This is a genomic window from Guyparkeria sp., assembly GCF_046545975.1.
Lineage (GTDB): Bacteria > Pseudomonadota > Gammaproteobacteria > Halothiobacillales > Halothiobacillaceae > Guyparkeria.
Genome location: NZ_JBKGYT010000058.1, coordinates 1 through 10,959 on the forward strand (window position 1 = coordinate 1; position 10,959 = coordinate 10,959).

A 10,959-nucleotide genomic window follows, 5' to 3' on the forward strand; every position below is an offset into this window, starting at 1 on the left:
GCGGAGACGGGGCGGTGAAACGAACGAAAGCCCTTCCGGATGGAAGGGCTTTCTTGCCATGGCGCCGTTGGTGTGTGACGGATCAGAGCATATCGTCCCCGATCGCCTCGATGCCCGCCGCGGCGCATTGATCGTCGGTCTTGCCGTCGGGTGAACCGGAGACCCCGATGCCGCCGACGATCCTCCCGTCGGAGGTGATCTGCTTGCCGCCACCCACGATGGTGACGCCGTCCAGATGCTGGAGGCCGTGGCGTGCCTCGCCGGGCCCGGTTCCGTCGCCCAGCTCGATGGTGTCGGTGCGGAAGCTCACCGCCGTCCAGGCCTTGCTCGTGGCCGTGTCCACGGAATGCGGGCCGGCATAGCGATCCCGCTTGAGGGCCTGGAGCGTGCCGCCCGGACCCACGACGACGGCGGTGACCTGGGCGTTCCGGTCACGACAGGCCTCCACGGCTGCCTCGACGGCCTGGACGGCGACTTCCGGAACCAGGGCCGGGGTGTCGAAAGTCCCCTCGGCGGCATGGAGGGGTGAGGATGCGATCGCCAGGGCGGTGCCGGCGAAGAGAGTGATGCGTGCCTTGCTCATGCTGTGTTCCCTTTTCGGTGGTGTGGCTACTACCTATAGTCGGGGCACGGCGGGAATGCATTATCCCACTGACATGGAAGGAATTTACGATGCTTCTGTGCCCAGCTGGGCGGCCTGCCTCGCCTCGCTGAGGACGAACTCGGAGAACGCCCGCGCGGCGGGGCTGGGACGCTTGCCCTCGCGGCGGACCAGGTACCACTGCCGCATCAGCGGGAATCCCTGCACGTCGAGCACGCACAGCTCCCCGGAGGCCAGCTCCGACTGGACGATGTGCAGGGAAACCACGCCAAGACCGAGGCCGGCCTCGACGGCCTGCTTGATGGCCTCGTTCTTGTTCATCTCCATGGCGACCTTGAGTTCGAGACCGTGCTCGGCGAAGACATTCTCCACGGCCCCGCGCGTGCCCGAGCCTGGCTCGCGGCCGACCAGCGGCTCCTCGGCCAGGCGGGCGAGGGGGATATTCCGGATCTTCGCGAAGGGATGGGTCGGCGAGGCGATGACCACCAGCGGATTATCCATGAACGGCTCGGCAGTCAGGCCGAGCCCTTCCGGTGGCCGTCCCATCAGGGCGAGATCGACGCTGTTGTCCGTCAGGTGCTGGAGCAGCATCGCCCGGTTGACGACGTTCAGGCTGATGCGCACCTCGGGGTGCACCTGTCGGAACAGGGCCATCAGCCGCGCGGCGAAATAGCTCGCGGTGCTCGCCACCGAGACCTTCAGCGTGCCGCCCTTCAGCCCCCGCAGGTCGGCTAGGGTGTGCTCGAGGTTGTCGAGCTCTCGACCGATGGTCTGGCTGGTCGTCAGGGTTTCCCGGCCCGCCTCGGTGAGCTGGATTTTCTTGCCGACATGCTCGAACAGCGGCAATCCGAGGGTTTCCTCCAGCTGCTTGATCTGCATGGAGACCGCGGGCTGGGTGAGGTGGACGTCCTTGCTGGCGCGGGAAAAGCTGCCGTGACGGGCGACCGCCTCGAGGATCTCGAGCTGGCGCAGGGTTAGTCTGACCATAAGAAAAACTGATTATAAGCTAGGATTTCAGCCCTGATTATAAACTCTGAATTTTATTTATAAACCCTGACGATTATGGTGTTTTCCGCAACGCATACTCCGGTGGCCGACACGCGGCTGCCGTCCCTTCATGCCATTCCGGAGGACACCATGGCTCACGATCAATCCAGCCGTTACGCCGATCTCACGTTGAAGGAAGAGGACCTGATTGCCGGTGGCAAGCACATCCTCGTCGCCTACAAGATGAAGCCGCAGCCTGGCTATGGCTACCTGGCGACCGCCGCCCACTTCGCGGCCGAGTCGTCCACGGGCACCAACGTCGAGGTTTCCACTACCGACGACTTCACCAAGGGTGTCGACGCACTCGTCTATCACATCGACGAGGCCAACGAGGACATGCGGATCGCCTACCCGATCGAGCTGTTCGACCGCAACATGACCGACGGCCGGATGATGCTGGTCTCCTTCCTGACCCTGACCATCGGCAACAACCAGGGCATGGGCGATGTCGAGCACGCCAAGATGATCGACTTCTACATGCCCAAGCGCGCGATCGAGCTGTTCGACGGGCCGTCCAAGGACATCTCCGACATGTGGCGCATTCTGGATCGCCCGATCGTCGACGGCGGCTACATCGCCGGCACCATCATCAAGCCCAAGCTGGGCCTGCGCCCGGAGCCGTTCGCCCAGGCCGCCTACGAGTTCTGGCTCGGCGGTGACTTCATCAAGAACGACGAGCCGCAGGGCAACCAGACCTTCGCGCCGATCAAGAAGGTCATGCCGCTGGTGGCCGACGCCATGAAGCGCGCCCAGGACGAGACCGGCGAGGCCAAGCTGTTCTCCGCCAACATCACCGCGGACGATCACTTCGAGATGTGCGCGCGTGCCGATTACATCCTGGAGACCTTCGGCGAGGACGCCGACAAGGTGGCCTTCCTGGTCGACGGCTACGTCGGCGGCCCTGGCATGGTCACCACCGCCCGTCGCCAGTACCCGAACCAGTACCTGCACTACCACCGTGCCGGCCACGGTGCAGTGACCTCGCCGTCGGCCAAGCGCGGCTACACCGCTTTCGTCCTGGCCAAGATGTCCCGCCTGCAGGGCGCCTCCGGCATCCACGTGGGCACCATGGGCTACGGCAAGATGGAAGGCGGCAAGGACGACCGCAACATCGCCTACATGATCGAGCGCGATTCCGCGGACGGCCCGGTCTACCACCAGGAGTGGTACGGCATGAAGCCGACCACCCCGATCATCTCCGGTGGCATGAACGCGCTGCGCCTGCCGGGCTTCTTCGAGAACCTCGGCCACGGCAACGTGATCAACACCGCCGGCGGTGGTTCCTACGGCCACATCGATTCCCCGGCCGCCGGCGCGACCTCGCTGCGTCAGGCCTACGAGTGCTGGAAGGCCGGTGCCGACCCGATCGAGTGGGCCAAGGAGCACAAGGAATTCGCGCGGGCGTTCGAGTCCTTCCCGCACGATGCCGACGAGATCTTCCCGGGCTGGCGCGAGAAGCTGGGCGTGCACAAGTAAGCCCGGTCCGGCGTGATCGGGAGCGATCCCGGTCATCGGTATTTCCTATCGGCCGCCTGACGACGGGCGGCCCTTTCTTTCCGCCCATTCCCGAGCGTTTCTCTGTGGCAATGAGTCCGCTGGGGAATGGGCAGGAGTCACGTGTTCAGGCAGGTCAGGCAATGAGCGAACGATTCGATATCGAGCAGTACCTCGTCACCGAGGAACCCTTCTACCAGGCGCAGGGCCGCGAGGTCTCGGCCTACGAGACCGCCTATTCGGCCCGGATGCCGGTGATGGTCAAGGGGCCGACCGGCTGCGGGAAGTCGCGGTTTATCGAGTACATGGCCTGGAAGCTGGGGCGCCCGCTGATCACCGTGGCCTGCAACGAGGACATGACCGCCGCCGACCTGGTCGGGCGCTTTTTGCTCGATGCCGACGGCACTCGCTGGGTGGACGGCCCGCTGACCCAGGCCGCCCGGCACGGGGCCATCTGCTACCTCGACGAGGTGGTCGAGGCCCGCCAGGACACCACGGTGGTCATCCACCCGCTGACCGACCACCGGCGCAACCTACCGCTGGACAAGAAGGGCGAACTGGTCGAGGCCCACCCGGACTTCCAGCTGGTGATCTCCTACAACCCCGGCTACCAGAGCCTGATGAAGGACCTCAAGCAGTCCACCAAGCAGCGCTTCGCCGGGTTCGAGTTCGACTACCCGGACGCCGGGGTCGAGCGGGATATCATCGTCGGCGAGACCGGCCTGGACGAGGCGACCGCCGCCAAGCTGGTGCAGGTCGCCGACGTCGCGCGCAACCTCAAGGGCCACGGCCTGGCCGAGGGTATCTCGACCCGCCTGCTGGTCTACGCGGCGACCCTGATCGGCAAGGGGATGGAGCCGGTGGAGGCGGCCCGCATGGCCATGGTCGTCCCGCTGACCGACGATGCCGACATCCGGGATACCCTCGTGCATGCCATCGACACCGTCTTCGGCTGAGCCGGGTAGACCGGGGAGCGAACGCATGCCCAACCAGCCGACCCGCCAGACCTACCGCGACCGCTTCAAGTGTGGCTTCGACCAGGCACAAGAGATCTTCGATCCCTGCCTGAGCAGTGCCCTGGCAAAGCTGGGCTCCGACAAGGCCATGGACGACTTTCTCCAGGGGGCCAACCTGTTGTGCATGATGGGGCAGGGGGTCGAGCCGGTCCTCGTGTACCTGGAGGAGGCCCCCGACACCGCCGTGTTGGTGGGCGAGGCCATGATCGGGGAACTGGCCCACTACGCCTACAAGCTCGCCACGTCCACCAACGCGCCGGCGGTGGTACCGTTTCTGCAGTCCATGCTGCCCGTGGCCCGGCGGCTGGAAGGCGGTGAGGCCATGCAGGCCTACCTCGACCTCGGCCTCGAGGTCATGCGCGAGACCACGCCGTCGATCCATGGTCACCATGCCATCCATCCCAGCCCGGTGCTCGGTCCGTTCTTCGAGACCGCGCCGCGAGTGCTGACCTGGCTGACCCTCGAGGGGCTGGCCAACTGGGCGCGCTTCGGGGCCCGGGTCCATGCCAACGACCCCGAGGCCCAGCAGGCCTACTTCGCCCTTGAGTCGGCCGACAGCCGCACCGTGCTCCAGCGTGAACGACACGGGACCCTGCTGGTCGACAACGAGCGCCGGCTGGGCTGCTATCTCCAGGCACTGTGGGTGAGCGAAGAGCCGCTGGTGCCCTATCCGACCCTGGAGGCCGAGACGCCCCGGCGCCCGTACTTCGACGAGCACGGCCTGCGCCTGCCCGACGTGCTCGACGATCACAACGGCATTGCCGGCATCGATCGCTACCGGGCGCTGCTCGCCCACATGATGGCCCACCGGCGGTGGAGCGAGACGATCGTCGCCGACAACTACAGCCCCATGCAGCGCCTGGCCATGGAGGTCTTCGAGGATGCCCGGGTGGAGCACCTGGCCATGGCCCGCTATCCCGGCCTGCGGCGGATCTTCCGCGCACTGCATCCCCGCCCGCCCGAGGACGCCTGCGATCCGGAGACCCGGTCCTGCGTGAACCATCGGCTGATGATGCTCTCCTTCGCCCTCCTGGAGCCGCGGGACCACGGCTACCGCGACCCGGCGATCGTCGAGTTCGCCGGGCGCTTTCACGAGCGCATGGCCGCCGGTACCGGGACGGGGGACATGGTCGAGCTGGGCCTGGGCTTCATGGCGCGCAGCCGGCGGGCGTCGGATGCCTTCGCCGATGTCTGGTTCCCGCCCGAGCCGGTGGCGTTCCGCGACGACAACCGTCACCTGTGGCGATTCATCGAGGAGGGCGACGAGGAGGAGCTGTTCGACCGCAACGCGGCCACCGCCGATGCCGAGGACGCCGAGCGCGAACACGCCCTGCCGCCGCGGCTCTACCCCGAGTGGGATGTCGATGCGCAGCTTCACCGCCCCGACTGGGTCAGCGTGTTCGACAGCCTTCACCCCGCCGGCCGGGCCGATCATGTCGACCGGTTGCTGGAAAAGCACCAGGGGCTGGTCAGGCAGCTCGAGCAGGTCGTCGATCTCTTAAAGCCGCAGAACCGGGAGCGGATCCGCTACCAGGAGGAGGGCGCCGAGCTCGATCTCGACGTGGCCATCCGCTCGATGATCGACCAGCGCAGCGGGGTCGAGCCCGACCCGCGCGTCAACATGAGCCACCGGCATGCCGAGCGGGACATCAGCGTGTCGCTGCTGGTGGACCTGTCGGCCTCCATCGCCGAGCGCCCGGACGGTGCCGGGCAGAGCATCCTGGAACTGAGCCAGGAGGCGGTCTCCCTGCTGGCACAGGCCGTCGAGGCGCTGGGTGATCCGCTATCGATCGCCGGCTTCGATTCGAACACCCGCCACGAGGTGCGCTACCGGCACATCAAGGGGTTCGACGAGCACTGGGGGACGGAGGTGAAGGCCCGCGTGGCCGCGATGGAGCCCGGGATGTCCACCCGCATGGGCGCGGCATTGCGCCATGCGGGCCATTTCCTCTCCCATCGGCGCAGCGACAAGAAGCTCCTGCTGGTGCTCACCGACGGCGAACCGCATGACGTGGACGTGCGCGACCCGCAGCGGCTGACCGCCGATGCGCGTGAGGCGGTCACGGCGCTGGATGCGCAGGGCATATTCGCCTGGTGCATCAACCTCGACCCCCGCGCCGACGAGTACGTCTCGGACATCTTCGGCCACCGCTACACCATCGTCGACCGCGTTGATCGCCTGCCCGAGGCGTTGCCGCGACTGTTCATGCAACTGACCGGCTGAGGCATGTCCCCATCAAATATTTATTGATACGATAAAAGATAATTATTATCATTTCCCCTGCGACCAGGGCCAGTGGCCTGCTGCCGATATCCCGGCATGACAAGCCGGCCTACGACCAGTGGGGGAAAATCGTGAAAAGACTCATCGTCGCCATCCTGCTCCTTGGGGCGTTCCCCGCATTCGCGGGTGACGGTTTCGAGGTCCACCTCGGGCACCTGTACAAGAACTACAACGGTTCGGCGGAGAAGAGTGCCGCCCGGGAGGACGTGCTGGCCATCGAGCAGTCGTTCGATCGCTGGCGCCTGGGCGTCGGCTACCAGCGTGGGGTGATCGACCGTCATGCCCCGCGGGACCTGCGGGTCGAGAAATACCATCTCGATGCCGTCTTCAGCGCGACGACCGATGTCGACTGGGGGCTGAGCTACCTGGTCATCGACGACAACCTCGCTCCGACCGACGGCGGGCAGGTGCTCGGCACGACGCTTCTCTACCGTGGACTGGCACCGCGGCTGGCCGTCAAGGGCGGCTATCACTACAGCGACTACGATGACTTCGGTGTCTCGCAGCTCAAGGTCGGCATCATCCGCAAAGTGCCTCTCGACGGGATGGCGCTGAGCATTGCCGCGGGGGCGGGGTATCAGCGCCTGCACGACCATGGCGAGAGCGCCTACATCGCCAACGCGAAGGATCGCTATCTTGCCCCTTATCTGAAACTGGGGCTGCAGCGGGGCCCCTGGTACGGCAACCTGGGGCTCGCCGGGCGACGGGCATTCGAGGTGACTGCCGACGGGCGCCGCGTCGCCCATCACGCGATGGAGTTCCGAAACAGCATCGCCCTGCAGGTGGGACGTCGCATCGGTGCGCTGGACATCCGGCTCGGCCTGTCCCACCACGAGGCCGAGGAACTGCCCCAGTCCAACCGGCTGCAGATCAACACTGTCGGCCTCTCGGCCGACTACCGCTTCTAGAAAAGCTCTGTACGCAGCCGAATCCATTTCCGCCTGGCGAGCCGTCCGTGATCACGGCGCGCAGGACGGTATCGGATGCCTGCAGGCTTTTCTGGCGCCCTGTTGGCCCGCGTCTCCCGTCCTGCGGTCATCATCGCGGTTTTCTGCCGTGTGATCGCCGAAAGCTGTCCTACACTCGTTTTATGTCCGGTATCAGTGCCCTGTCGGGACCCAACCGTTAGGCCATCCACGAGATGAGCAGGAGAGCGTGCAATGAAGTTACCCCTCGAGGTCGTGTTCCGGAACATGGACCGGTCGCAGACGCTTGAAGACTCGATTCGAGAGAAGGCGGACAAGCTGAACCGCTATTTCGACCGCATCATGAACTGCCACGTGGTGGTCGAGGCGGATCATCGGCGGCATAACAAGGGCAACCTGTACAACGTGCGGATCAACCTGACCGTGCCAAATCGCGAACTGGCGGTGAGTCGCGATCCCGGAAATCAGCATGCCCACGAGGATCCCTACGTGGCCGTGCGCGACGCCTTCGACGCCATGGCCAAGCAGCTGCAGGCCTATGCGGCCAAGCAGCGAGGGGACGTCAAGACCCACGAGACCCCGCCCCACGGCCGGATCATCGAGCTGGCGCCGGCCACGGGCTACGGGGTGATCCTGTCCGCGGACGGGCGGGAGGTGTCCTTCACCCGCAACAGCGTGGTCGATTACGACTTCGACAAGCTCGAGGGCGGGGAGTCGGTACGTTTCGTCGAGGTGCAGGGCGAGGACGGGCCGACGGCAAGCACGGTGCACGTCGAAGGCAAGCGGCACGTGGTCGGTTGACGAATTGCCCGTACCGGGCCAGAGGAGGGTTTATGCGAGTTGGTGAAGTCTGCAATCGCGAAGTGGTGGTGATCAACACGGACGAGTCCGTCAAGGTGGCCGCGGAGCTCATGCGCCAGTACCACGTGGGTAACGTGGTCGTGGTCGAGGAGCGTGCCGGCAAGCGCGTGCCGGTGGGAATCGTCACCGATCGGGATCTCGTGCTCGAGGTCCTCATCCCCGGCCTTGCCCCGGAGGATCTGGCCGTGCGTGACGTGGCCTCGGCACCCCTGGCGACCGTGGAGTCGGGCGACAGCCTCTTCGCCGCCATGGAGCTGATGGAGACCAAGGCGGTGCGCCGCCTGCCGGTGGTGGAGGCCGACGGTTCGCTCGGTGGCATCCTCACGGTCGATGACCTCTCCGAGCTGTTGACCGGCCTGCAGGGCCAGCTGGCCGGGGTGGTGAATCGCCAGCGCAAGAAGGAAGCGCAAAAGCGGCCCTGAGCACGTCGCGGCTGGCCCCGCGCAAGGGGCTGCTCACTTCTTCGGTCTTTGGGCCTTTCGCGACACCCGTGCGACCTTGCTCGTTGCCGGGTGACGGTTTTCATCGGCACTCCCGCCGTCCACCAGGAGAGTGAGGCCATTTCTTCCAGCGGGTCGAGCATCATGCGCAACTGGCTGATTCACCAACGGATCACGCTGATCCTCCAGATTGTCATGCTCGCCGAGCTGGCCTTCGCCATCTGGGAGCAGCAGTGGCTGATCGCCGTGATGACCGTCTTCATCCTGCTGCTCACCCTCGCGCCGCTGGTGATGGTGAAACGTTTCGAGGTCTTCATCCCGGCCGAGTTCAAGCTGATGGCGACCCTGTTCATCTTCGCCTCGCTGTTTCTGGGCGAGATCCACGGCTACTACACGCGTTTCTGGTGGTGGGACGTCATGCTTCACGCCGCCTCGGGCTTTCTTCTGGGTATCGTGGGTTTCCTCCTGGTGTACGTGCTCAACGAGAAGAAGAGCATCCGCTTCCACATGACGGCCGGATTCGTCGCCCTGTTCGCCTTCACGTTCGCCGTGGCCATGGGGGCGCTCTGGGAGATCTTCGAGTTCTCGATGGACCAGGTCTTCGGCACCAACATGCAGAAGCCCATGCTTGCCGACCCGTCCGGGCTGACGGACACGATGTGGGACCTGATCGTCGATACCGTGGGGGCGGCGGTGATTGCCGTGCTCGGTTACGGCTACCTGAAGGTGGCCGCGGGGAAATCGTTCCTCGAGCAGTGGATCGCGGCGTTTCTCGAGGCCAACCCGCGGTTGTTCAGGCGCGGCTGAGTCCGGCGATCATGCGCGCCGGAAGTACTCCCCGCCGCACTCGGGGCATTTCGGCACCGGGCCGAAGGTGTCGTGGTGCAGGATCGCGCCGCAGTCGACGCACTTGAGACGCTTGGGGCTGGTGACGTGCCCGGCGCGCCACTCGCGCGGACGGGTGCGCTCGGCCTCGACCCGCAGCTGCTCGAGGGTCACGTCGGTGTGATCGGCGATCGACAGCAGCTTCGCGCCGATGTCGCCGGCCCAGTCGCGCAGGGTGTCGCGCACCTCGTGCCCCTCGGACGCCAGTGTCTCTCGAGTGTGCTCGAGGTCGTCCTTGACCGCCTCGACGATCTCGTGACGGAAGTCCTCGTGCTCCAGCGACGCGGCCTCCTCCTCGGCCAGCTGGGCGATACGCTTGCTGTCGGCAGGCTTCTCGTCGGGCTCGTCGAGCAGGCGGGCGTAGATGCGCTCGAGCAGCTGATAGTAGCCGTGGCGCAGGGCATCGAAGGTCTCGCTGTGCTCGTGCTCGCGCGGATTGGTATCGGTCATTCGGTCGGCCTCCGTTCTGCCGGTCGGGCATGTGGCTGGTGTGGGCAGGTGAACTGATCGCCCGCGGGGTATCCCGGCACCGGGCGAACGGCGCGCCAGCATGGCAGCCGTTCTGTGCAGAGGGACCCCGCTTTCGGTATTCTAGTCGCCTTTCATCGTGGCCGATCATCGGCCGTCTTGCCACCCGGCAAGCCCATACACGCAAGGTAGACGTTTCCAGCTTCATGCACGAGCAATACAACCCCGCGAAGATCGAGGACGAGGCGCAACGCTTCTGGGAAGAGACGCAGGCATTCCACGTCCGCGAGGATCCCACCCGCGAGAAGTTCTACTGCCTGTCGATGTTCCCGTATCCCTCGGGTCGGCTGCACATGGGGCACGTGCGCAACTACACCATCGGCGACGTCATCAGCCGCTACCAGCGCATGCTGGGGAAGAACGTCCTCCAGCCGATGGGCTGGGACGCCTTCGGCCTGCCGGCGGAGAACGCCGCGCTCAAGAACAAGGCCGCGCCGGCGCGCTGGACCTTCGAGAACATCGACTACATGCGCGGCCAGCTCCAGCGCCTGGGCTTTGCCTACGACTGGAACCGCGAGCTGGCCACCTGCGACCCGGACTACTACCGCTGGGAGCAGTGGCTGTTCACCCGCCTGGTCAAGAAGGGCCTGGCCTACAAGAAGACCGCGGTGGTCAACTGGGACCCGGTCGACCAGACGGTGCTGGCCAACGAACAGGTCATCGACGGGCGAGGCTGGCGCTCCGGCGCGCCGGTCGAGCGCCGCGAGATCCCGCAGTGGTTCATCCGCATCACCGACTACGCCGACCAGCTGCTCGAGGACCTCGACCGCCTCGACCAGTGGCCCGAGCAGGTGCGCACCATGCAGGCCAACTGGATCGGCCGCTCGCGTGGCGTGCAGCTCGACTTTGCGGTCGATGGTGGCGAGCCGTTGCGCGT

11 protein-coding genes are annotated in these 10,959 nt (G+C 65.8%); 8 read left to right on the forward strand and 3 right to left on the reverse strand.

Features of this window, described 5'->3' with window-relative positions:
- Window positions 1–82: 82 nt before the first annotated feature.
- Both ACLFMY_RS06530 and ACLFMY_RS06535 read right to left on the reverse strand, forming a co-directional pair.
- Window positions 83–583 (reverse strand): GlcG/HbpS family heme-binding protein, encoded by a 501-nt coding sequence (locus tag ACLFMY_RS06530; protein ID WP_410763800.1) that lies wholly within the window; start codon window positions 581–583, stop codon window positions 83–85.
- Window positions 584–667: 84 nt separating this feature from the next.
- Window positions 668–1,588 carry a LysR family transcriptional regulator gene (locus ACLFMY_RS06535; protein WP_410763801.1) on the reverse strand — a complete coding sequence of 307 codons (921 nt, stop codon included), beginning with the start codon at window positions 1,586–1,588 and terminating at the stop codon, window positions 668–670.
- 150 nt (window positions 1,589–1,738) lie between these two features.
- Between ACLFMY_RS06535 and ACLFMY_RS06540 the strand changes: the two genes are divergently transcribed.
- The 7 genes from ACLFMY_RS06540 to ACLFMY_RS06570 all read left to right on the forward strand — a co-directional run bounded on the left by ACLFMY_RS06540 (window position 1,739) and on the right by ACLFMY_RS06570 (window position 9,476).
- On the forward strand, window positions 1,739–3,124 hold the full coding sequence (locus ACLFMY_RS06540; protein WP_410763802.1) for a ribulose-bisphosphate carboxylase: 1,386 nt from the start codon (window positions 1,739–1,741) through the stop codon (window positions 3,122–3,124).
- 161 nt (window positions 3,125–3,285) lie between these two features.
- Entirely contained in the window at window positions 3,286–4,098 is an 813-nt protein-coding gene (locus tag ACLFMY_RS06545) for a CbbQ/NirQ/NorQ/GpvN family protein (RefSeq protein ID WP_410763803.1), read from the forward strand.
- A gap of 25 nt (window positions 4,099–4,123) precedes the next feature.
- Complete coding sequence (locus ACLFMY_RS06550) at window positions 4,124–6,382, forward strand: nitric oxide reductase activation protein NorD (RefSeq protein WP_410763804.1); 2,259 nt, start codon at window positions 4,124–4,126, stop codon at window positions 6,380–6,382.
- Window positions 6,383–6,513: 131 nt separating this feature from the next.
- A complete protein-coding gene (locus ACLFMY_RS06555) occupies window positions 6,514–7,350 on the forward strand; it encodes a hypothetical protein (protein ID WP_410763805.1) in 837 nt (278 codons plus the stop codon).
- Between the two features lie 252 nt (window positions 7,351–7,602).
- Window positions 7,603–8,169: an HPF/RaiA family ribosome-associated protein gene (locus ACLFMY_RS06560; RefSeq protein WP_410763806.1), complete on the forward strand. Its 567-nt coding sequence runs from the start codon at window positions 7,603–7,605 to the stop codon at window positions 8,167–8,169.
- Window positions 8,170–8,201: 32 nt separating this feature from the next.
- Entirely contained in the window at window positions 8,202–8,651 is a 450-nt protein-coding gene (locus ACLFMY_RS06565) for a CBS domain-containing protein (protein WP_410763807.1), read from the forward strand.
- Between the two features lie 162 nt (window positions 8,652–8,813).
- Window positions 8,814–9,476, forward strand: a complete 663-nt coding sequence (locus tag ACLFMY_RS06570) for a hypothetical protein (protein ID WP_410763808.1) — start codon at window positions 8,814–8,816, stop codon at window positions 9,474–9,476.
- A 9-nt stretch (window positions 9,477–9,485) separates the two neighbouring features.
- Here ACLFMY_RS06570 and ACLFMY_RS06575 read toward each other — a convergent pair whose 3' ends face one another.
- The gene (locus tag ACLFMY_RS06575; protein WP_410763809.1) at window positions 9,486–10,004 is read right to left on the reverse strand and encodes a zinc ribbon-containing protein; all 519 of its coding nucleotides are present in this window, start codon (window positions 10,002–10,004) and stop codon (window positions 9,486–9,488) included.
- Window positions 10,005–10,228: 224 nt separating this feature from the next.
- Between ACLFMY_RS06575 and ACLFMY_RS06580 the strand changes: the two genes are divergently transcribed.
- A partial coding sequence (locus ACLFMY_RS06580; protein ID WP_410763810.1) for a class I tRNA ligase family protein occupies window positions 10,229–10,959 on the forward strand: 731 nt, incomplete at its 3' end.

Coding starts and splice junctions, on each gene's coding strand:
- ACLFMY_RS06535 (WP_410763801.1), bottom strand. CDS start 1,588: ATGGTCAGACTAACCCTGCGCCAGCTCGAGATCCTCGAGGCGGTCGCC.
- ACLFMY_RS06575 (WP_410763809.1), bottom strand. CDS start 10,004: ATGACCGATACCAATCCGCGCGAGCACGAGCACAGCGAGACCTTCGAT.
- ACLFMY_RS06530 (WP_410763800.1), bottom strand. CDS start 583: ATGAGCAAGGCACGCATCACTCTCTTCGCCGGCACCGCCCTGGCGATC.
- ACLFMY_RS06560 (WP_410763806.1), top strand. CDS start 7,603: ATGAAGTTACCCCTCGAGGTCGTGTTCCGGAACATGGACCGGTCGCAG.
- ACLFMY_RS06545 (WP_410763803.1), top strand. CDS start 3,286: ATGAGCGAACGATTCGATATCGAGCAGTACCTCGTCACCGAGGAACCC.
- ACLFMY_RS06570 (WP_410763808.1), top strand. CDS start 8,814: ATGCGCAACTGGCTGATTCACCAACGGATCACGCTGATCCTCCAGATT.
- ACLFMY_RS06565 (WP_410763807.1), top strand. CDS start 8,202: ATGCGAGTTGGTGAAGTCTGCAATCGCGAAGTGGTGGTGATCAACACG.
- ACLFMY_RS06550 (WP_410763804.1), top strand. CDS start 4,124: ATGCCCAACCAGCCGACCCGCCAGACCTACCGCGACCGCTTCAAGTGT.
- ACLFMY_RS06540 (WP_410763802.1), top strand. CDS start 1,739: ATGGCTCACGATCAATCCAGCCGTTACGCCGATCTCACGTTGAAGGAA.